Source organism: Bradyrhizobium sp. USDA 4486 (assembly GCF_054057995.1).
The window spans coordinates 4706715-4728913 of sequence record NZ_JBSRZV010000001.1 but is presented as its reverse complement, the minus strand read 5'-3'; the positions used below and the strand labels follow the sequence as shown (position 1 = coordinate 4728913).

13 protein-coding genes and 3 pseudogenes are annotated in these 22199 nt (G+C 58.3%); 9 read left to right on the top strand and 7 right to left on the bottom strand.

Annotated elements, in window-relative coordinates:
* The first annotated feature begins 272 nt into the window (after positions 1-272).
* From ACVWY3_RS22765 to ACVWY3_RS22755, 3 genes are all read left to right on the top strand, one after another.
* Positions 273-479, top strand: coding sequence for a hypothetical protein (locus tag ACVWY3_RS22765; protein WP_456840481.1), 207 nt, complete (start codon positions 273-275; stop codon positions 477-479).
* A 1960-nt stretch (positions 480-2439) separates the two neighbouring features.
* A complete protein-coding gene (locus tag ACVWY3_RS22760; protein ID WP_456840480.1) occupies positions 2440-2859 on the top strand; it encodes a DUF7694 domain-containing protein in 420 nt (139 codons plus the stop codon).
* Between the two features lie 669 nt (positions 2860-3528).
* Entirely contained in the window at positions 3529-4362 is an 834-nt protein-coding gene (locus tag ACVWY3_RS22755; RefSeq protein WP_456840479.1) for a YopT-type cysteine protease domain-containing protein, read from the top strand.
* Between the two features lie 1530 nt (positions 4363-5892).
* Here ACVWY3_RS22755 and ACVWY3_RS22750 read toward each other — a convergent pair.
* Positions 5893-6321, bottom strand: a complete 429-nt coding sequence (locus ACVWY3_RS22750; protein WP_456840478.1) for a hypothetical protein — start codon at positions 6319-6321, stop codon at positions 5893-5895.
* Between ACVWY3_RS22750 and ACVWY3_RS22745 the strand changes: the two genes are divergently transcribed.
* Complete coding sequence (locus ACVWY3_RS22745; RefSeq protein WP_456840477.1) at positions 6322-6993, top strand: hypothetical protein; 672 nt, start codon at positions 6322-6324, stop codon at positions 6991-6993.
* 128 nt (positions 6994-7121) lie between these two features.
* Complete coding sequence (locus tag ACVWY3_RS22740; protein ID WP_456840476.1) at positions 7122-9254, top strand: Ulp1 family isopeptidase; 2133 nt, start codon at positions 7122-7124, stop codon at positions 9252-9254.
* Positions 9255-9452: 198 nt separating this feature from the next.
* On the opposite strand, the pseudogene ACVWY3_RS22735 reads toward ACVWY3_RS22740, so the two are convergent.
* Both ACVWY3_RS22735 and ACVWY3_RS22730 read right to left on the bottom strand, forming a co-directional pair.
* A pseudogene (locus ACVWY3_RS22735) lies at positions 9453-9670 on the bottom strand (transposase domain-containing protein); the annotation flags it as partial.
* A gap of 100 nt (positions 9671-9770) precedes the next feature.
* Entirely contained in the window at positions 9771-11315 is a 1545-nt protein-coding gene (locus ACVWY3_RS22730) for an acyl-CoA dehydrogenase family protein (protein ID WP_456840475.1), read from the bottom strand.
* 723 nt (positions 11316-12038) lie between these two features.
* Between ACVWY3_RS22730 and ACVWY3_RS22725 the strand changes: the two genes are divergently transcribed.
* Positions 12039-12242, top strand: a complete 204-nt coding sequence (locus tag ACVWY3_RS22725; protein WP_456840474.1) for a hypothetical protein — start codon at positions 12039-12041, stop codon at positions 12240-12242.
* 579 nt (positions 12243-12821) lie between these two features.
* Here the strand turns inward: ACVWY3_RS22725 and groL are convergent.
* Entirely contained in the window at positions 12822-14462 is a 1641-nt protein-coding gene (gene groL / locus ACVWY3_RS22720; RefSeq protein ID WP_456840473.1) for a chaperonin GroEL, read from the bottom strand.
* An 85-nt stretch (positions 14463-14547) separates the two neighbouring features.
* Positions 14548-14862, bottom strand: a complete 315-nt coding sequence (locus tag ACVWY3_RS22715; protein ID WP_456840472.1) for a co-chaperone GroES — start codon at positions 14860-14862, stop codon at positions 14548-14550.
* Positions 14863-16235: 1373 nt separating this feature from the next.
* On the opposite strand from ACVWY3_RS22715, the pseudogene ACVWY3_RS22710 reads away from it, so the two are divergent.
* Together ACVWY3_RS22710 and ACVWY3_RS22705 are read left to right on the top strand one after the other, a co-directional pair.
* Positions 16236-16379, top strand: a pseudogene (locus ACVWY3_RS22710) (hemolysin secretion protein D); the annotation flags it as partial.
* A 64-nt stretch (positions 16380-16443) separates the two neighbouring features.
* A complete protein-coding gene (locus ACVWY3_RS22705) occupies positions 16444-18546 on the top strand; it encodes a peptidase domain-containing ABC transporter (protein ID WP_456843428.1) in 2103 nt (700 codons plus the stop codon).
* Between the two features lie 9 nt (positions 18547-18555).
* Here the strand turns inward: ACVWY3_RS22705 and ACVWY3_RS22700 are convergent.
* Positions 18556-18726: pseudogene (locus tag ACVWY3_RS22700) on the bottom strand (IS66 family transposase); the annotation flags it as partial.
* Between the two features lie 496 nt (positions 18727-19222).
* Between ACVWY3_RS22700 and ACVWY3_RS22695 the strand changes: the two are divergent.
* Positions 19223-19870, top strand: coding sequence for an FkbM family methyltransferase (locus ACVWY3_RS22695; protein WP_456840471.1), 648 nt, complete (start codon positions 19223-19225; stop codon positions 19868-19870).
* Positions 19871-20573: 703 nt separating this feature from the next.
* Here the strand turns inward: ACVWY3_RS22695 and ACVWY3_RS22690 are convergent.
* On the bottom strand, positions 20574-20933 hold the full coding sequence (locus ACVWY3_RS22690; protein ID WP_456843427.1) for a hypothetical protein: 360 nt from the start codon (positions 20931-20933) through the stop codon (positions 20574-20576).
* Positions 20934-22199: the final 1266 nt, after the last annotated feature.

Genomic DNA, 22199 nt, shown 5'->3' with positions numbered 1-22199 from the left:
GGGTTGTCGGACGTGGTTCCCGTTTGTCGAGGGTCGTACAATCTAACGCTACGTGCGGTTCAAGTCCCTTCGTGCGTCTGATCGTCTGAGGATGTCGGGGCTGTGCATTCTTCGTACGAGCCTCGGCTGCAACACCCACTGTGGTGTCTCAGTATAGCGGCTGTGCATGGCGACTGTGCGCCTCGCAACCGAGGCTCCGAGCGTCGCTGTTACGTGATTATACGGAGCGCCGGTGTCGCATTTCTTTGATCTGCGAACTGCATGCTCTCGGCATGAATCCGAAGAGTAAACTCTACCAACCCGAGCACTGGCGAGGCCGTGCGGACGCAACGCGAAAGAAGGCGGAAGCGCTCGCAGAGGGGAAAGCCAAAGACAGGCTAATCAAAATTGCCGTGGAATACGACAAGCTGGCTCGGCGCGCCGACGTGTGGCAGATGCACAAAGACGAGGACGATACGTGGCATGAGGAAGGGCTGTAAAGCGTCCCCAGAGATCATCAAAGGCGCCAGCCTGTTGATCACTACCCGACCCAATGGCCACGCAAATGTCGCTCAGCAAGCAATTCAGTGCCTGGAAGGGACGTTGCGGGGCACCGTAGGGCGGGGCATCCTGACGATCCTGTGCCGCGCTCCAGATCGCAATATATATGGCGGAGCAGTCCGCCTGCCCAGCGCTCCTTCAAGCCTACTTGCTTCGTCAGCTTCTCGAAAGCTAATTCTCATAAAATGCGCAACCCTACAGCTCAATTTGCAGTCAATGCGTCGCAGTCAGCGCGGAAGCCCGGATGCCGTCCGCGCCGGAACGTTCAGCTGTTACAGGCTAGTGTTTGGGAATTTCGTCGCGGCTGCAATTGCATATCAGTTTCACCAATTCGGGACATCTGCGTCATGCCTCAATATTTCCTTTGCGTTCGTTCGAGGGACAGATTTCCAGGTAGTCGGGCGAAGTGTGCGTTGAAACCAGGTCTGTGAAAGAGGTCTCCACGTCCGACTGATGGTCCGCAGACGGTGCGGCCGCGGCCTGCGAGAGGCGTCGGAAAGCCCCTCGCGCCTCTGCCGTCCGCGAGGATTATTTCAGAAGAACGCTGCGATGATCCAGTAGAGTCCAGCCCAAAGCAGCGCATTTACGAGGAGTGCCGCCAGAGGCCAAAGGTTCCACCTCTTTTGCGCCTGCCGGGAGCGACAATTGCCGCGGTAGTGCTTGATCGGTAGGTGCTTTGGTGCGCGCCAATGCGTCATTTCATCAGACGTCGCGCTGGTCCACCGAAAAATGCCGGACTTTGCATGCCTCGTACCACTCAGAAGTTCGCAGTCATCTTGCATAAGGAGGGTATCGGAATGTTGCCTGTTGCGCGGCGAGCCTCCGTCCGATGGTAGGCTCGTGTATGGTCGGTACAGTTAGGGTCGCTTTCCGTCACCGCAGCAATCTACATGCCACGACGCAGAAGTATCAGTACCGCTTTGATGCCGACAAAAGCGCGCATGTCGGACGTCGTCGACACAGAGCCGCTGCCAGATGTCGGATTCGCGACGTCCATGTCCGAAAGACAGCACCCGCATTAGCGACAGAAGGCTGAGCGTATCGCGAGCGCCATACCGTGAGCAATGAGGCCGGACTTGCATCGTAGTGTCGCGTGAAGAGCGGCCGATGGTCGCCCTGATTGAGATGGACTAATCATTGTTTCTGACCGTTAGCTTACGAGGAGACACCGAGATGGCGGGCGACCCGCTGGATGCTATCAGCTCCAAGACAGTTCATGTCAGGCGTCCGCGGCTCTGGTGCAGGCCGGCATAGATGGTCGAACGCGACGAGAAAGCAGTGAACGATCAAGTGCGATCTCACCAAGCAGCTAATCGCCGGGCAGCATCAACTGGTGCCATCAGTGGCTTTGCGAGTCGTCATGGAGTGTGGATGTCGAAGGCCCTGCGGGAGCGTGCCATGATGACGACCAAATCGTTGGAGAGGAGGAGCCGCCAGTGTCTTGTGGTCAAGCAGGTAGCCATGAAACATGAATGCCCACTAACGCTGGCTTGAAGCGCGGGAGAGCGATGGCGGGCATCAGTGTTGCTGATGGGCGCTCGGTTCGTCGATGTAAGACCAATACTGGCTGGCGTCGGTGAGTAAGGTGCGTCGCATGAGAGGGGCTCGATGACAGAGTTGCAGCATGAGCGGGAAGTTGCGATCGGCGGACTGATTCGCCATCGCCCAGATCGCTACCGCTGTACTCAGGCAATGAGTGGCCCCTGAGAGCGTTCGGCCCACAATGAGATCGAAGACTATAGCAGGAGAACGAGGGATGATGGACATCTGCGGTTTGCTCAGATGGTGCTCTGAAGAGCGGTATAGGAGCGCCGGGCCGAGGATCGAACCGGTTTATGAGTTGCGAGACAACGTCATCTGCATCGAGTTCAAGGCCCTGCGAAAGGCAGAGGAGCGGGCGTGCGAGCGCGGCTGATAGAGAAGCTGGAGGCCGGCCGCGTGCAACACGGCCGGTTCGCTACGGTTCCGGGATCAGGTCCTTGCGGCGTGTTCTTTGTGCAGGGGCCTTGCGGGTGTGAGCTAAAGATAACTGGATTTGTCCGTCCTGGCTGGGAGCATGTCGCTGTCTCGACGCCGCGGCGCTGTCCGAACTGGGACGAGATGTGCTTTGTCAAGGACCTGTTCTGGGATGAAGAGGAGTGCGTCATGCAACTGCATCCGCCACATTCGCAGTATGTGAATAACAGCCGATATTGCCTTCACCTGTGGAGACCCACTCATCGGGACATCCCGACGCCGCCGCCGAGCTTTGTAGGCGTCGTTGGATTAGGGCCCTCAGACGCGGCAATGTTGTTCGCGCGGATCAGCGCGACACCATGATGAGCTGAGTTGTTGATATCCAAGCGGAAGGTGACGCCGAGCGGCTGCAGAAGCACCGATTCGGCGCCGCCGAACTGACACGTCAAAAGCGGGTATATGTCAGGATCGATCGGCTGTTGCCGTGTGCGGGGGCCTGAGCCTGAATTAGCTGCGATCAACTGGGAGCAGCTAACAGTGCACTGATCCCGGAAAGATCGCGGAGCCGTGCTGAAGGCGGTTCGCCAGCAACAACAGCATCGCCGGGTCGACGACCGGTCACAAGGCAATCACTGGCGATCCGAGGACGCGAATGGCGCACTTCTTTGGCGCGAGAAGTGTGTGCCGAGGCGAAATAACGTAATGATGGTGAGATCGAGGCCAACGCGACCGTCGAATTCGGTTTGACGAAGGAGGCGTTGTCGGCCCATCACCCTGACTGCATCCGGAATTGCACAAGGTCGGCTTGCCGTCGCTGTGCGACAGTCATGAGCTCGTGGACCGCTACCCCTCCTTTGGAGCGGGTCTCGTAGCCAGTGTCGGTCGAGACACCAACTAGGCGCGGGGGGCGGTAGCTTCGTCAAAATATCTAGTTGTCAGCTCGTCGTCAGCTTGCCGCAAGATCATCCGCAAGCAGAGCGTAAGCAGCCCGCGCTCTGAGGAAAAGTACGCTGAAGAAGCAGGCGAACCGACATGTATAATCGAGTGAGTGGCCGATCGACACGCCCTAATCAAGCTGACGAAACGAGTGGGTCGGCGGACAGCCACGAATTTGCTCAAACATTGGCGGATCTCGCTCAGCGGGAGAGCCCGCCATCTGGGGAATTGTCCGACAAAATGGGCCTCTGCTGCAGCAAGCCACAGACCTCGGATGCAATCATTTATAGTCCACGCAGCTCGGAGCCAAGCACATCCTCTCTGTCCACCAGCTCAAATCCATCCTCTCCAGCGAGACCTATCCGTCCTCTGTTCGAATACAGGACTGCTGAATTATCCGAGGCCAATGTCAACGGAATCTGCGTCGGATTGGCAGCGGAGTGGCTCCTCAATCTCCCGAGCAGCCCATCATCCCGGATGAGGGCGCTGCGCCCGGGGACTCAAAATCACAGCTCAGCGGCAATGCGGCAGCAGCGGTATGAAGACCTCAAGAGTCTGTTGCGAAGGAACAGGGCGGAAGGTTCTCACAACCTTCAGGCAAAAAGTACGATGTTACGCGAAGCCGGCCTAGAGCCGTTCGCCCAAGAGACGCGATATAGGTTTGGTACATCTTCGCGCATTGACCAGATCGTGAATGAGGTCGCGGACGATGGGTCGATCTACTTGGTCAGCTTGCGTTTCGCCGCAGGTGGCGCCCACACAATCGCAACGTCGTCATCGAATGGAATGACGACCCTCTTTGATCCTAATTATGGGGAATTTACTGTTCGGTCAGATCAGATGGGTGAGTTGTTCAAAAGTCTCGCCGACCGCTACAGGAGCCCGAACCAACTTGATATATCGGCTGTCGTCACCCTAAGGATGACGTGAGTGTTTCTGAGGTTGCAACGACCCGAGGCCCGCGAGTGGATCTTTCGCGATCGTTGCCGGACAGCCACATCGCCTCCGACAGCGCAACCACGGCACGGAACATGGATGTGGCACCCTGAACGCGCGGCCGACGTGGTAGCGAAGCTCACCGCGGCCCCTCGGACGTTGGAGGAGCACGCTCGTGTGAAGCTCTCTGGAAGTAGTTCGGCGAGGGCAGAATGTTCAGAGTAAGGTTGGCTGGTCACTCAGGTTGACCAGCTCGCGCCCTGGCGTGTCAAAGCCTGAAATGGGCTGCGCTTGCACTCAAGCAGGGCCGTCGGCCTGTTATACCTTCCTGAAAGCTGGCTAATCTCCTCGTGCGGGTTTCGACGCCTTTAGGCCTTGCGCTCAGGGCTAACGGCGGGCATCACGCATCCAACACAGGCGGCACAAGCTGTATTTTGGTCTGCTTCGGAATCGTCGCCGGCCGCTTCTCTACTGACCTCGTCAGCCAAACAGCTGCTGTCAGCGACAATGCGTGCCGTGGCACCAGCGCGCGAACGACACGACGCTCGCCACGCGCTGCGCAACAATCCTTGCCCTTGTCCTCGTCACTGCGCTTTCGCTGAGGTCCGGCTCTGGTTGAAGATTTCAAAACCGGACCCAAAATGATAACACTATGCACCGTGTTCGTTCCAAACAAACGTTTGCGCCGAGCCGATTACAAGGTCATTTAACAACTTTCGAATTTACGGCCTGGAGCCCCTCTCCGCGGAGCGGGCGCAAGCTGGCGATTAGTTTGATCTGGCGGACGTCGTCTGGTGGTTTTCATATGATCCCAGTGTCACACCGGAAGCAGCGCGGGCGCGACTCGGCGTTGGTCAGGACGGTGAATCAGACGCTGTCGCTGCCACGCCCGCACTGGCGAAGTTAGCAGAGACGTGACTCGGCGCTCAAAAACCCCACGCATACACGGGGCAACGCGCTGTCCCTACCACGCACCACTAACTTCGACGTCACCGTACAGGGACTAGCTTTCCGAAAGCTGACGAACCCGACGCGATTCACAAAAGCGAAAGCGGCCGGCGTGGGTCGATGCCTTTCTGCGTGGAACCCACCCATCTGTCCAGCGGACATCCGATTTAACGGTATGATCAAGCATAGACATAAGCTGATCTCTGCAAAGAGATCGTGAAACTCGCATATTCCATGTGCCGCGAGAAGGTGTCAGCAGAAGTCCATCGATATTTGCAAAGGCGCGGCCCTGCGACATCGCAGGAAAGACGATCCATTATCTCTGGCACTTAGACTACAGCTGGGCCCATCCGATCAAGCTCGAAGTGATCGGACAACATGCCAACGAGCGGCCCTTCATTGTTACTCGATGCCGCCGGTCGCGTCCCGAGGAAGATGTCGGCGGTGTGTCGGACGATGTCGCTCGATGTCAAAGGTGATCCGTCTGTTCCCGAGCACGAACACTGCGCCCGCGCGGCCCAGATAGATTTGATCGCTGCCGGTCGTCTTCGCATTGTCCGGAAAATGGAAGGCGCGTCAGCCGCTGGACCGACCGGGCGCATACACTTCCAACCGCGAGAGAAGATCGACCGCGGTCAAGTGCGGAGCCGCCGGTATGCCGTTTTGCAACCAGAGCAATGACCAGGCATCGGGTCCCATGCCGCCGGAAGGCCTCTCGGCCGCGAGGAAGGCGGGTTCTGACTCCCATGAAACCCCGCGACGATTGAGAGGCGCGGGGCAGTTTCCTTTTGGAGATGTGGCGATGCATGATTCGGCGACGGTCTCGTCAGCTTCTGGAAAGCCCATCGATAATAGGATCAGCTCAATTGATTTCTTGGACGTAAGGCTAGCATGGACCCGCACAATTTCGATCCATCCAATGTCCCAGCTTGGACTCGGGCGCAGCAGGCTGTTCCGGACGAGCACCAGGGGGGCCATGACGCGCAAAGGGTCTTTGAGCAGCACTTGACCGAGGCGCGCCCAACCAACCCGAGTCCTGTCTCCGGTGGCGGCCACAACTACCATCCCCATCTCTCTACAGAACATCGGGTCATTATCGACAAGGCGATTGCCCACTATGTGGCTCAGAAGAACCCGACGCAGAAGACAGTTAAGCGCTACACTCAGGCGCTTCGTCGACTTGGAAATCATCTTGGCGCTCATCGCCAAGCGATTGATCTGGGGGGGCATGAGGCCCTGGTCCGTTACGTCAAGACCTACTTCCCGAAGGACGAAGACATGAAGAAGGGGTTGAGTGTCCTTCGTGCGTATCATGATCCGTGCTTTGTGGCTTCTGGCGGGCGGCCGCGTACGATGCCCTCAGCGGAAGACGCGCCGCTCTCGGAGCGGCTTAGTGCCAGTGGCATGACACCGGGCAGCGCCGCTCGTCATGATCGTAGTCTTCGCAGATTTTCTAACGCGCTTAATCGTGCGGGCTACTCGATTTCCGGGCTAGACCACGCTGCGCGCATTGAATTCGCTCAGAAGTGGTTCCCGAAGGACGAGCATCTATTGTTCGCCTTAAACAAGGTTGGCGAGGCTGAGGGCGTTTCCGGAGCGGGTGCGTCTCGGAAGCCCAGCCGTCGTGCTGCCCCGTCGCCCACATTGCATCTTTACCCGACGACGCTCGCATCATAGATGACCTGGAAAAGGCAGAGCTGAGCTTGCTTAAACCCGAGGACAGCCGGAGAAAAGTCGTTCAGAATCTGGCTCAGAACCAACGAAGATTCGGGGGGTGGCTTCAAAGGGAGGGGCGAGGGAGCATAGTGAGCCGACTCACCGGCACCAGTGAACAGCAAAAGTCTTTGAACGACGATCACACCGACTTTAAAAGAGCCAGTCGAAACGCCGACATGGGCTTCGATCGTCTTCGGAGCTACCTATTGCTCGTCGAGGCGAACGCTGCGCTGGGCGTCTCCCCTGATCGGGTGGGCGGAGAGCCGCGGCGTGGCGAGTCGAACTCAACGTGGTCGCCGCACCTGCCGTCCGATTTCGAGTGGCCGACGCCGGAAGCGGTGCCAGATGGGTCATCCGCGATCTACCGAGGTCTCGACTCTTTGGTTGATCTGCCGTACTCCTTGCAGGAGGTGAGAGACGATGCTCAGTCCGCGCCGGTGGGTGGGGCTGCTGCCGGACCGCCGCTCTTCACCGGACCATCTAACACGCAAGCTCAGTCGTCAGACATCTACCGCGGTCTCAATTCTTTCGTTGATCTCCCATACACACCGCAGCAGATGCAAGACGATGCTGAGTCCGCGCCGGTGGGTAGGGCTGCCGCCGGACCGCCGCTCTTCATCGGGCCACCTGACGTGCCAGCTCAGTCGTTAGACATCTACAGCGGTCTCAATTCTCTCGTGGATTTGCCGTACACACCGCAGCAGATGCGAGACGATGCTCAGTCAGCGCCGATGGGTGGGGCTGCGGGGAGACCGCCGCTCTCCACCGAACCATCAGACGCGCCAGCTCAGTCGTCAGACATCTACCGCGGTCTCAACTCTTTGGTTGACTTGCCGTACACGCCGCAGCAGATGCGAGATGATGCTCAATCAGCGCCGGTGGGTGGGGCTGCACGCAGACCGCCGCTCTTCACCGAACCATCCTACTCGCGAGCTCAGTCGTCGGACATCTACCGCGGGCTCAACTCTTTGGTTGATTTGCCGTACACGCCGCGGCAGATGCGAGACGATGCTCAGTCAGCGCCCTTGGGTGGGGCTGCCGCCACACCGCCGCTCTTCACCGAACCACCACACACGCCAGCTCAGTCGTCGGACATCTACCGTGGGCTCAACTCTTTGGTTGATTTGCCGTACACACCGCAGCAGATGCAAAACGATGCTCAGTCAGAGCCCTTGGGTGGGGCTGCCGCCACACCGTCGCTCTTCACCGAACCACCACACACGCCAGCTCAGTCGTCGGACATCTACCGTGGGCTCAACTCCTTCGTTGATTTGCCGTACACACCGCAGCAGATGCAAGATGATGCTCAGTCAGCGCCGGTGCTCAACTCCGGCGGTAAACCCGAATTCTTCGTCGGGCGGTCGGGCGTACTTCAGGAACTTGAGGACATCGGATACCGGGCCGGCGAGAATTGGCAGGAGGAGACCTTCATTGGGCCGCTGAACTGGGTCGGCCGGCCCTCGATGTTATCCAGGACACCGGGCAGGAAATCCGGTACCGGCTTGGAGCCAGTGAACGGTGGGATCTACTCGATCACATTGGGGCCCCAAGGAGGCCGCGACGCGCAATTCATCCATGATCCTCGCCCGCCCCCTGTCCCGGGTGCTCAGCTTGGTCCAACGGCTACCGCTACTTATTCTGACCATCGCAGCGGGCCCGTTCTGGGCCCCACGCAGTGGCTGGGTGACGAGCATATCCAGCGGGATTACGAGCTCCTGGCGCACGAGTTGCAGCAAAACAATCCGGATCTCGCCGCCCGAACGCGGTTCGTGGACCCCCTGATAGCCCCGATGTTGCGATCTCCCTTTAAGGAGGTCGCCGAACGAGCATTAGGGTGGGTTCGCTATGATACAGCCGACTTCTTATTCCTGCCGGTGAGCGATGCCAGCGATACGGATAGACATCGGCGCGGCAGTCACTGGTCGCTGCTGCTGGTTGATCGCCGCGATCGGGGCCGACCGGTCGCCTATCACTATGACTCCACCCAGGGATACAATGACAGGCCCGCAGCGGAACTCGCAGGACGGCTCGACGCTAACCTGCAACGGGGCGCGATAAGACAGCAGCAGAACGGTTATGACTGCGGCGTCTTTGTCGTGGACGGCACCCGGGAACTGGTTGGGCGATTGGCAGCAAGACGGCCGGACCTGAACCTCAATAATCTTGTCATCAGTCGGGAGGCACTGCGGGACCGACTAGGCCCTGGTGTCCGCTTCAACTGAACAGGGTGCGCGATCGAGTCAAATGCGCTTCTTGCCGATCGAAGATCCGCAATCGGCGTGTTCGCAGAGCATCATAGTGTCTCACGTGAGGAGGTGAGTACGCATACGACGAAGACCGCCTCATTGACGCATGTGCGCGGGCACAATGAGCTCTGCGGCTTGCTGACCGGCGGGCTTATCGGCCTGGCGCAGGAGCTTTCATTCCCAGGGCAGCAGTTCGTGCAGGCGTGTCGCGGGAAGGTCGCCCGATCCGGGTCAGGACATCGGCGAGACAGGCCTTGGGCTCGACGTCGCTGAGGCGACAGGTCCTGATCATCGTCAGCATGATGGCGGCACGGTCGGCCCCACGCTGGCTATGAAGGTCCAGTTGGGCTCCCCAAGGCGATGCCTCTCAATGCGCGCTCAGCGCAATTGTTAAAGGGCATGATGCTTTCGGCGCCTCAAACGCTGATGGTGAGGACTGGCCGGCGGCTGCCGGAACCACCAGGTGGAAAGACGTCCGGCATCCGCCAGATGTCAGACATACTGCACCAATCTAAGGTAATCGTCCGTGAGGACAGGTGAGCGAATAGAACAAGCCGCGTCTTCAAGGAAGGTGGTCAGAGTCCGACTAGCCCGATTGCGGACTTCGACAGATTGCCGAGTCGGTGCGCGAGTACGGAGAGTTGCAAGTTCGGAACTGACCAGGTCAGCCGCCGCTGCCGCGCAATCTGAGGCAGAGAAGCAACCAGCAGACATGACAGCTTTTGCCAGTCCCAATGTGGTGAGCCAACCCGCATAGATCAGCACGGCACCGTCGGCCTCATTGAGCCCAGAGAGCTCCTCGATTGCAGCAGCATGAGCTGATGCCGCTCCAACTGACCGAAAGAGATTGGCTATTTCGTCCCGCGTGGCTTTAGAGAGGAGACAGCGGCCGAGATGTGATAGGAGCGCCTCAGTCGGACCTTCGAAGATGCGAAGGATGCGAGCGTCTCGATAGATTTTGGCTAAAGGCGCTCCCTCGTCGTAACCACGGCCACCTAACAGCTGGACGCATTGATCAGCGACAAGGCCGCACCACTCCGAGGACAAAACCTTCGTTGCCGACGCAAGGTGGACGTTTGGCGCGCCCTGCGCTGAAACAAGTCGGCAGGATGCGGCCAGCATCGCCTTCACGACTTCCCGCCGCAGCACCATCTGTCCAAATAACTGCTCGATGTAGCTGTTCTCGATCATACGCAGTTTACCGAGCCGGCGATGGCTTGCATAAGAGGCCGCGACCTGGATAGCGCGCTCAAGGGCTCCAAGACCCATAGCAGCCACACCGACACGGCCGCAGTTCATACTAGATGCCGCCGCGCCCCAGCCGTCTTGATCGCGAGAGAGCACGTAAGAACGCGGCACCTCGACATCGTGGAACTCAAGGGTATTCTGAATGATGCCACGTAGACCGAGTGTGCGATGCTCGTGCGTGACCTTTAGGCCTGGAGCTTGCCGGTCAACGAGTACACCAACGAGCCGACCTTTCGCATCGGGTCCAGACGCGCGCGCAAAGCAAACGATCCAGCGAGCCCAGTCAGCGAGGCCGATCCAGATCTTGCGGCCAGAGATACGAACCTTATCTTCGCGCATGAGAGCCGAAGCCTCTATATGCCTCGGGGCCGAGCCAGCTCCGGGCTCAGTCAAAGCGAAAGCGCAGAGATCGCCACGTGTTGCACCCCAAATGATATGCTTTTGTTCGGGGATGTGTGGTGCCGCTTGGATGCAGGGCAAGGCCAGGAAGTTATGGATGACGAGGGTAGAGGCAGCGGAGACATCGAATGATGCAGTGGCGGAGATGAGGTTGATGGCCTCCTGCAATGGAAGAGCTAATCCGCCGTGCTCTCCCGGTGTGGTGAGCCCGAACAGTCCATGCCTTGCCAATATGCTGTGTAGGGTCGGAGGGAATGCCCGGCGGTCATCCGCGTCAGCGAAATTCAGCTGACTGAGGTCAGAGATCAAACTGGAGTTTAGTGCAGCTGCACGGCCTTCGGCCGTGCGTTCCTGCGCCTCCCGGAATTGGGAGTAAACCTGAGTATACATAGTCATAAGTCCGACAATGAACCCGGTCGCGCTTCGTGCCAATTCATCCCCGTGGCTAACTCGGTTACACATTGGTATAGTGTAGATGCAAGCGCAGTATAAGCCCGTTCTCCGGGACTTCGATTTATTGCGGCCGCTGCGCGGGCTCTCATCAAGATACGTCTTGTCGATATGACCTTTCGGAGGCGCACGCTCGTTTCAGTGACCTCCCATTCTCCGCAAGACTCCGCGTTGTCGATTGGTGTTTCGTCCCTAAGACGGCGACGCTCTTTGCCCTATCTGCCACGGCCCATCCATCTCATTGCCCGAGGCACCACAGCTTGATCCCATAAGGCGTCCGCCAGCCGTGCTTGCGGCGGAGCTCCGACCACGCAGTTCCTCCAGGATGATTGCAGTATTCGACCAGATTGCGAGCGGCATCGCCGCCGCGAGTCCGCAGATTGGCGGCAATCATCGGCGCGACATCGGCGGCCCTGCAAGCTCGGCCATCGGAGCGCAGACGAAAGAGGTTTTCAGAAGGACGTGCTGGCGCTGGTGAAGGGAGCGCGGCCAGACCCTCGTTCGATATCCTGGCGCAAATTTGGTCTCCGGTTACAAATGGGAGGACGGCGTTGGACCACTGGAGACGAGGCCGGCGCGCCTCGACTTGGCTTGGTTGAGCACCGACCCGAGCAGCTTCGGCGCCAATGAATTCATGGTGCCACCATAGATGCATCGGCCCAGATGTTCGACCAAAGCACCAAACAGCCAAGGGTCCGTGTGACAAATGGTGAAGTCGCGATTGATGAGAACTTTGGCTTTCCTCATGTTCTTCTCGGGTGGCCTGCAGGCGATGACAGTTACGGCATCGCTGCTGCTCTGCGAAAAGAGCGAATCAAAATTCGTGCCGACACTGAAGAGAACTCCATGAAGCCGATCAGCATCTAATGTAGGATTTGAGGAGTACGAGCCCTTAGGCAGCGGCGTCGTGGGAGATACCAGAAAGAGCCTACAAAGAAGTGGGATGTCGACGATCCGCATCGAGCAGGGCAGCGAGTTAGTCTCGCGCAATCTTGACTGAGGGCTACAGCGCGGCGTTACGCTTGGTTTGGCAGCCCGGCAAGCCAAACGATGATGCGTTATCCAGGCCTTCAACGGCCGCTTCCGGGCGGGATCTGCGATCGGTGCCTACGCCTTGCAGACGCACAGAAAAAGGGGGAGATTTGCCGCAAACACTACAACAAAAAAGGGCCCTTAGAGAGCAATCGGCAGCAGATCGCCATTTTTACCGCAAACCCGCGTGGCGCAACCAGCCGCTAACGCTCTGGGTAGTCCAAAGTTCGGTCCCGCTCCATCCTCTAGAAAGTCATTTCCCGTGATCCGCCTGACCGTCTGCGCAACAGCATCGATTGCGCAACCTGCCGACACACAGCGGCTTGCTAGGGGTTACGTTGCAAGCGCGCCGAAGCAAAACCCTGGCATTCGTGCCAGGGTTTTGCATGGTCATCGACACTTTGACAGAGTAGATCAGAAGTCCATACCGCCCATACCGGCGCCTGGAGGCATTGCTGGACCAGCCGCGGCCTTCTTCGGCAGCTCGGCAACCATCGCTTCCGTCGTGATCAGCAGCGCCGCCACCGAGGCAGCGTTCTGGACCGCGATGCGCACGACCTTGGTCGGGTCAATGATGCCCTTGGAGACAAGGTTGCTATACTCGCCTGTCTGCGCATCGAAGCCATAAGAGTATTGCTCGTTGTCCAGGACTTTGCCGACCACGATCGAACCATCTTCACCAGCGTTGATCGCGATCTGGCGGGCCGGCCAGGACAGCGCCTTGCGCACGATCTCGACGCCGGTCTTCTGGTCGTCGTTCTTGGTGCGCAGGCCTTTGAGCTGCTCGGAGGCCCGGAGCAGGGCGACGCCGCCGCCCGGCAGGATGCCTTCCTCGACTGCCGCGCGGGTCGCATGCATCGCGTCATCAACGCGATCCTTGCGCTCCTTCACCTCGACCTCGGTCGCGCCGCCGACGCGGATCACCGCGACGCCGCCCGCGAGCTTGGCGAGACGCTCCTGGAGCTTCTCACGGTCGTAGTCGGAGGTGGTCTCCGCGATCTGCGCCTTGATCTGGGCCACGCGCGCCTCGATGTCGGCCTTCTCGCCGGCGCCGTTGACGATCGTGGTGTTCTCCTTCTCGATCATCACCTTCTTGGCGCGACCAAGCATATTGAGCGTGACGTTCTCGAGCTTGATGCCGAGGTCTTCCGAGATTGCCTGGCCGCCGGTCAGGATCGCGATGTCCTGCAGCATGGCCTTGCGGCGATCGCCGAAGCCCGGAGCCTTGATGGCCGCGACCTTCAGGCCGCCACGGAGGCGGTTCACGACCAGCGTCGCGAGCGCTTCGCCTTCGACGTCTTCAGCGACGATGACCAGCGGCTTACCGCTCTGCACCACGGCCTCGAGCAGCGGCAGTAGCTCGTTCAGCGAGGACAGCTTCTTCTCGTTGATGAGGATGTAGGCGTCGTCCATCTCAACGCGCATCTTGTCGGCGTTGGTGACGAAGTAGGGCGAGATGTAGCCGCGGTCGAACTGCATGCCCTCGACGACGTCGAGTTCGGTCTCGAGCGACTTGGCTTCCTCGACGGTGATGACACCCTCGTTGCCGACCTTCTTCACGGCGTCGGCGAGGAACTTGCCGATCTCCTGGTCGCCGTTGGCCGAAATGGTGCCGACCTGGGCGATCTCCTCGTTCGAGGTGACCTTCTTCGAGTTCTTCTGCAGATCCGCAACCACGGCTTCGACCGCGAGGTCGATACCGCGTTTCAGGTCCATCGGGTTCATACCGGCGGCAACCGACTTGGCGCCTTCGCGGACAATCGCGGCGGCCAGGACGGTCGCAGTGGTGGTGCCGTCGCCGGCAGCATCCGCCGCCTTCGAAGCGACTTCGCGCACCATCTGGGCGCCCATGTTCTCGAACTTGTCGTCGAGTTCGATGTCCTTGGCGACGGCAACGCCGTCCTTGGTGATGCGAGGCGCGCCGAACGACCTGTCGAGCACGACGTTGCGGCCCTTCGGACCAAGCGTGACCTGCACGGCATTGGCGAGGATGTCGACGCCGCGCAGCATGCGGTCCCGCGCGTCTACTCCGAATTTGACTTCTTTGGCTGACATTAAGAATTCCCTCAGTTCTTATTTTTTCACCCTTCAGCGCGCCTAAGTGGGCGCTCTTCAGGAAGTGAGCTGTGCGAGCGCTGGGTTAGGCAGCTTTCTTGTCGGAAAACACATGGGTGAGAACCCCCATGATGTCGCTCTCCTTCATGATCAACAGCTCCTCGCTATCGATCTTGACTTCGGTACCTGACCATTTGCCGAACAGCACGCGGTCCCCGACCTCGATGTCGATCGGAATCAGCTTGCCGGTCTCATCGCGGCCACCCGGGCCAATTGCAATGACTTCGCCCTGCGAGGGTTTTTCCTTGGCTGTGTCGGGAATGATAATGCCACCAGCGCTCTTCTCATCGGCGTCGATGCGCTTGACCACGACGCGGTCGTGAAGCGGACGGAAATTCATACAAGACTCCTGAGCGTTTTGAACAAGTTGGAGATAGTCACATTGTGACAAGCCCAATTATAGCAAGGGTCAGGCCAAAATGAGCTGAACGATCCATGCCTGCATTCTGCTGATCCGTTGCTGGGCCTGCGCGTGTCCTTGTCCGGAAGCAGACACCCTTAGATATACAGGCGCCAAGCTGTCGCGGAAATGACATTACGTGTCGCCGAAACACCCGGTTGAGCCCAGGGTTCCTCACGCCCTTACACCGATTGAAGCGCCGCGTATTTCGACGTCGCTGTCCGGCCTGCACCTGATTGCTTTGTCTGACAGCAGCGGCGGGAAAACGTGGAGCGCACAAGATTCAGCGAAGAGCTGACTCGAGCAATATGAGATCCATGCGCATAATAATAAATATGCCAACTATTCCATCGCGGGGCGTTCAAGAATTGATCTGCTCCGACCTATCAGGCAATCGGACGCTGCGGTACGAACACAGCAGAGGCCGGCCATGAGGAAGTCGCACGGAGTCACGCGTCGTCGTCACGGTCGCCGACCACACGTTCGACCGAGTCGCGCTTCTGCGCGCTTGGTAAGGCTGGTGGCCAAACCGCATTCGCCGGATCCTCTCGTCGGCGTCGGATCTTGGTTCCGCTTGTGCACGTTCGAGCCTTGTCAGCCATGTGGTACAGCGGTGCTGATGGCGATTCGCTTCCGCAGCTCTAGCAGCCCGGCTCGCCCAATTCGGATGATCGCCGTCTTCTTCACATTTGTTGTGTTCGCGACTGACTAGTCATGTTGCGACCTAATGTCCGAGCCGTCTGCCCGCACTCAGGCCTTCAAAAACACACGCACACTTTCCCGCTGTCCTAAGCGGCTGGCACGAAACTTGAAACCCGTATGTTGGCGGCAGCAGTTGTTGACCCGTCGTCATATGCAAAAGGAGAAAGGAATGGATTTGCCAGCTTATGGAGTGACTGAACTGACCTACGAAGAAGCGTGCGCTGCTGGGGGCCATCTTTGCTGGATCGAGTGGGTGCCAGATCCTTACACGGGTGTGTTGGTCCAGACAGTAGTCTGCGAAGATTAAGCAGCTTGCGTGAAGAATAGCTGGCGAGCCGGCGCGGTGAACAGATGCAGGCCGGCTCGCCTCAGGCTCTTTTGGAAACTTCGTTGCGGAACGAAACGCTTTCGCGCCCGCGCGCATTTCTCGTGTCCTTGCCGTCGGCAACGATCGGGTTGTACACGGCCAGGAAGTTCTGGTTCTCGACGAAAAGTTCATTGAGGAGGAAATCGGTACGTTGGCGGACGAAATCCGTCTGAAGCGCGGTCGTGCCAGTGACGTCCAGGATCTAATTTCTTTCGACCCTCCCGTCCGACTCCGGACGCAGTTACTTGCACTCAATAGCGGAATTATTGGCCATCTCAAGAAAGGCATGACTGCACGAGTCCGATTTGTCGTCGCCGAGCGCACTCTCCTGCAACTCATCTACAGTGAGATGGACGATTGGCTCAACCCGCTCTTGGCTGCTAGCTAAATACCTACTTTTTAAAAGTCAGTGAACCACCGTGTCGAGTCAGATCAAGTTTAAGCAGCGCGACATGATGGATTGTGGGGCCGTCAGTCTTGCTTCAGTTGCAGCCCACTACGGCTGCAAGTTGCCATTGTCTCGTATCCGCCAATATGCCTCGACCGACCGCTCCGGCACCACGATGTCGGGTCTTTTGCATGCCGCTCAAAAGTTGGGTTTCATTGCAAAGGGTGTCAAGGGTGACTTCGACAGCTTGTACAGGATACCCAAGCCCGCTATTGCGCATGTGACCGTCAAGGATGTGCTGCACCACTTCGTGGTCGTCGTGGCGATCGACGCGCGGTGGGTCACCGTCATGGACCCGGCGTTCGGAGAAATCCGAAAGCTATCGCATGAAGAGTTCCAGGGGCAATGGACTGGCGTCCTGGTGCTCCTGATTCCGGCAGAGACCTTCAAGCGTCGCGATGAGACCACCTCTACTATTGTCCGCTTCGCGCGACTGCTTGCGCCCCACAGAGCGGCGTTGACCCAGGCTCTCGTCGGCGCGCTGGTAACCACGATCCTCGGTCTTTCAACGGCCATTTACGTCCAGAAGATCGTCGATCAGGTTGTGACATCAGGCAACCGAAACTTGCTCAACCTCTTGGGCGTCGCGATGTTGCTGATCCTAGTGCTTCAGACCTTAATCAATCTGCTTCGAAGCCGGATCGTGTTGGAGACAGGGCAGAAGATCGATGTGTGCTTGATCCTCAGTTACTACAATCACATCCTAAGCTTACCTCAAAGGTTCTTCGACAGTATGCGGGTTGGAGAAATCGTCTCCCGGATGAACGATGCGGTGAAAATCAGGAGCTTCCTTAACGAGCTCTCGATCACGATGTTCGTCAACATTCTCGTGATACTGTTCTCGCTCGCGCTGATGTTCCTCTACTCGTGGAAGATCGCCCTTGTCGTGGCGATCTCGGTCCCGCTTTACGCCTTGTTATATTGGACCATCAACAGGCTGAACAGAAAACGACAGCGTGCGATGATGGAGAGTGCCGCCGATCTCGCGGCGCAACTGGTGGAATCGCTCAGAGCTATTTCTACGATCAAGGCATTCGGAATCGAGAGCGTTGCCTGCCTCAAGATGGAGACCCGCTTCGTCAAGACGCTGCAGTCGGCCTACAGCGTCGGTCTCGTCTCAATCGTTGGAGATAATGCCTGTAGCTTCCTCTCAACTCTATTCACAATCCTGCTAATGTGGTTCGGCACGACGCTCGTTTTGGACCGGACCGTCACTCCAGGTGAGTTGCTCTCCTGCTATGCACTGCTCTGCTATCTCAACCGACCAGTCGCCGACCTGATCCAAACCAACAGAATCGTGCAGGACGCCTTTGTTGCGGCGGATCGCCTGTTCGAGATCTTCGACCTAGAGCCGGCACCTAACGGCGCCGCTGATCTCACAAAATCCGGGCTTGGTGATATCCGCCTGGAGAATGTCACGTTTCGCCATGGCGCCCAGCCAAAGCTCTTTCAAGATCTGAGCGTCACGTTCCGCAAAGGGGAGATAACCGCAGTGGTGGGGGAAAGCGGCTCCGGCAAGAGCTCCCTTGCTGCGCTGCTTCAGAATATTTATCCGCTTGAGGGAGGACGCATCCGGATCGGTTCCTATGATCTCAAGGACCTCTCAAAGGTATCCCTGCGCAGGATTGTCGGTGCGGTACCGCAATCAGCGGACGTGTTCTCGGGCTCTGTGATCGAGAACATCGCACTTGGTGAATTCGAACCCGAGATCGATAGAATTATGAGAATCTGCGATCAAACTGGGCTGCGGGAGGCAATCGAGCATTGGCCCGGAGGTTTCCAAGCCTACCTGGGCGAAAATGGCGTAAAATTGTCTGGTGGCGAGAAGCAGCGCCTTTCGTTAGCACGAATTCTATACCGGGATCCGGAAATCCTAATCTTGGACGAGCCGACTTCCTCGCTCGACTCGGTTGCCGAAGCCACTGTGCACCGGCTCTTTGAGAATTTGCGTCGGGACGGCAAGACTATCATCGTCATCTCTCACCGACTCAGCACCATCTGTGGTGCCGACAAAATCGTCGTCTTAGACAGGGGCCGGATCGTTGCGGAGGGCAGACATCCTGAACTGCTGGCTGAAAGCGCCTATGCGCGCTTGTGGCAGACGTAAACCCGCGAGCCCTAAAGTTGGGAGGCGTTCGAAGATGGTGCGCCGAGAGACGGCAAAGCGGATCGCTTCGGCCAGCTTCGATTTGCCGGAGATCCGCGGCAAGGTCCAGAAGTCGAAGAGATCCGCGACGACTGCCGTGCAGTGTTTTGCTTGCGCAGCAACGAGTGCGTCGGTTCCTTCCTCGTACGGTATTCCGAAGAACAGGTCATTCCAATGAGTGGTTCACACGTTGCCTCAGCGAATCTGGGATGGCAGCGGTCAGTCGGCCGGGCACATCTTGCCTGTCGCAACCGCGATCGAGGTGATTGGCTATTCCTGCGCACGAGAGATCAGTCTGGCGGGCACGCTTTGGGGAGAATGGCCGACGACTGACATTTGTACGAAGCCGATCTTTCTGCCGCTCCGAAAGGCGGACCGGAGACGACGAGCTAGCTCGCAGTTGGCGCGTCTGCCGAGATCGAGGGGCAAACTGCATTGCAGGCAGTCGCTGCAGGCCCGGGTCCGACAGGCTTGCCTTTTGATGTTGATGGCCTCCAAATCGCTGCCATGGATCAAGGGGACCGACGGGTATATGAATCATATACATTGATATACGTTGTGCCGGCGCGTCTGGCGTGTGATTGCGGCGTCAAAGACGAAATTCATCCGATCTCCGCGCCCAATGGGAAAAGCACCTGTGTCATCTGTCGAAGTACACCAGCACATTGTTTCACTTCTTCAGAAGCCCAATCCCGTCATCCTGGATATCGGCTGCAATGACGGGACCGATACGCAACAGTTTCTCAACCTCTGCCCGCAAGCTCAGCTCTACTGCTTTGAGCCGGACCCCAGAGCGATCGCGCGCTTCAAGAAGAAGCTGGGGCCATCCCTCGATAGGGTGAAGCTGCTTGAAATCGCGATCAGTGATCGAAACGGGATGATCGACTTCCATCCAAGCAATGCAGACGGTGATGCGAAGGAATGGGACCTCTCCGGCTCAATACGCCGCCCGAAGAATCATCTTACTGAGTATGATTGGGTTCGGTTCGATCGCCCTGTCTCGGTTGAAACGCGGCGGCTGGACGATTGGTGCAGCGAAGCTAAGCTGAATACGATCGACTTCATCTGGATGGATGTCCAGGGAGCCGAATCCGATGTTATCGCCGGCGGCATGCGGACCTTGAGCAACACGCGCTTCGTCTACACGGAATATAGCGACCGCGAGCTCTACGAAGGGCAGTTGTCCCTGCAAGCTATTCTTGACCTGTTGCCATCCTTCGAGGTGGCGTCCCACTATCCCCGCGCGGTGGAGGGTGATGTATTGCTCAAAAATACGCGCTTCTAGAGACGACTCACATCGAGCGCCTCATTCACCGCTGGAAAACCTGACCGGCGCGCTTGGCCGCCCAAAGCTGCACAACGGGTGCTCATTTGAGCGGATACCAGTGGCCGGACGGCGCTCCCGTTTCCGGGTTGCCATTACAAACCCGGCGCACGACGTCCAGGTCGGGCGGGTGGTGGGTTTTTCACACTGCAGCCAGCGCTAAAAGCATTGAATCGTCCGAGGGCTGCTGTATGGCCTGGTCCTCTCGGAAGCGGGTGCACTGCTTCGAACAAATGCCAGAACAATTGCATCGGTTCTCGTAATTCCTTGAGATCGGCTGATTTCAGCACGCGCTAGGCGTCGCTATTCTTATGTCAATGGGAGAGCGAGCTGAAGTATGTGTTCATTCCAGAACAGAATTGCGGCGAGGCGTCCAGCATAACTGCAGCAGCCGATTGTCCGGCAGGGCGTCCTGGTCGCGACGTAGTAGAGGGCGGCGGCGATCATCAGCGGCCGATCTCGCGCCGGATCGGATCAAGATGTCATCCCAATTGCGGTTACTTGCCTGCTTATTTGCCGCACGCGGAGCTGATCATCAAATCTGCGAGCACGCCGTGCCTGTGTGGCGGCAACGCGATCACGAAGATCGGGAGAGGACGTCAGTAAAAGCCGCGACGTAATCCCGGCGCAATGGCGCGAAGTGTCTCCTAACCGCGCGGCCCGATCACCCGCAATTCCAGATGGGCCCGATCGGCGTCCGCGTCCAGCACGGCCCGAAACTGCCTCCGTTGTAGCGGCCGCCGCGGAAGCCGGGTTGGCCGAAATAGTGCCACTCGCCGTCCCAACCGAAATACTGAGGAACCGGGTCAATATACCAGTGGCGTCGGTCGGCGCGCGAGAACCGGCGCATCAAGTCCTTCTGTTTGTAGAGTGGAATGCTGTTGCTCAGCGGCTGGCGATAGCCGGGCAGGAAGCCGTAGCCTTGCCAGACCGGCTTGGGCCCCGTTTTGATTGGCGCAGCGTGCGCGACGACCGACAGCAGCGTAAGGGTGATAGTAGCAGTTAGACACACAAGGCGAGACATGGTTCGATAATAGTCAGTCGGTTGCGCGAAGGCCACTCAAATTTGGATGCAGAGCTTCACGTGATCTAGCGCAGAACGTTTCTCTGATCACGCCCTTCCTGATCAGAAGGCGCGCTTATCCCTGCTGTCACCCACCTGCACGACGTCGAAGCCGTAGCCGAGAAAATCCGGACGCGAGAGCTCACCGGGACAGATGGGCGCCCGACCGAGCGCTCGATCTCGGGCAGCACCGTGCGCTGCGTCCGGGCACACGGTCGGATCGTCGACCGTTGTCATCACGCGCAGGGATCGACGAGATCGTCGAACTCATGCTCGATCGCTTACGTTTGTCTCTCTCTCTCTCTCTCTCCCTAACCCTTCGCAATCATGAAACACCGCGGGCCAGGACAATCCAAAACTGTCATTCAGTGACGCAAAAAAAAGCGCCCGGCCTCTTTGGATGGCCGGGCGGAAGTTAGTCGTCGACAGAGGGAGCGCTGCCGACGTTATTTGCGGCAAAACGTTCGCCGCAAATTCTAATTACGGAATGATCAATGGTCGCAGAAATCTGGTGTCATTCCTTGTTTCAAAACGATATTGACAGAACGCGGCTCAACACTGGCTCGCACAGCTGGAGGGAAGTATTGTCCGTTGTCCTGAGAAGCGGCAAAGTCATGCGGATTTAGTGAGTGGGGCCGATTAGAGGCGATCCGCGGCTGTTCGCATGGCATCAGCGTGCCGGCCGAAGAACGCCGCGACCCACCATCCCCGCGGCGTGGGAAGAAGTACCTTGTTATTTGTGCGAGCGCTCGGAGCGCGTTCGAGCGATCCGCAGGCGGTGATTGGCCCACCTGGGTCCCCCTCTGCCGTAGACACATCGACCGCACCAGTATCATCGTCTCACCGAGGTCGGCAGAAAACATCGGCTCGGTCCGCTTGCGGGGCATCCTCGTCAGCCGACTTCAAAATGGTACAACGTGACGCTACGTGCGATTCAAGGTCTTTTGAGCTGACCCGCATAAAACTCAAGCCGCCGACCTCTCGCCGATAGCAAGTGATCCGCCATCGGTCGACATGGCGTCGCGCATACCGTTTTTGGATGGGCATATACGCGCGAGCGCTCCTGGTACATTGGACGGCATATTTCTTGTGTGATGTCGTGTGTTCGTCTTGTCCAGAAGATCGCGAGAGTTGGCGATCATGAGTCGTCAGTTCATCATTTCGATCTTGTTGGCTTCCGACTGGCATCACCAGCGTTGAAATGTCGCGCTCCATGCGCAATCGTCC

Coding starts and splice junctions, on each gene's coding strand:
- ACVWY3_RS22765 (WP_456840481.1), top strand. CDS start 273: ATGAATCCGAAGAGTAAACTCTACCAACCCGAGCACTGGCGAGGCCGT.
- ACVWY3_RS22755 (WP_456840479.1), top strand. CDS start 3,529: ATGTATAATCGAGTGAGTGGCCGATCGACACGCCCTAATCAAGCTGAC.
- ACVWY3_RS22730 (WP_456840475.1), bottom strand. CDS start 11,315: ATGTATACTCAGGTTTACTCCCAATTCCGGGAGGCGCAGGAACGCACG.
- ACVWY3_RS22725 (WP_456840474.1), top strand. CDS start 12,039: ATGTTCGACCAAAGCACCAAACAGCCAAGGGTCCGTGTGACAAATGGT.
- groL (WP_456840473.1), bottom strand. CDS start 14,462: ATGTCAGCCAAAGAAGTCAAATTCGGAGTAGACGCGCGGGACCGCATG.
- ACVWY3_RS22715 (WP_456840472.1), bottom strand. CDS start 14,862: ATGAATTTCCGTCCGCTTCACGACCGCGTCGTGGTCAAGCGCATCGAC.
- ACVWY3_RS22705 (WP_456843428.1), top strand. CDS start 16,444: ATGATGGATTGTGGGGCCGTCAGTCTTGCTTCAGTTGCAGCCCACTAC.
- ACVWY3_RS22690 (WP_456843427.1), bottom strand. CDS start 20,933: ATGTCTCGCCTTGTGTGTCTAACTGCTACTATCACCCTTACGCTGCTG.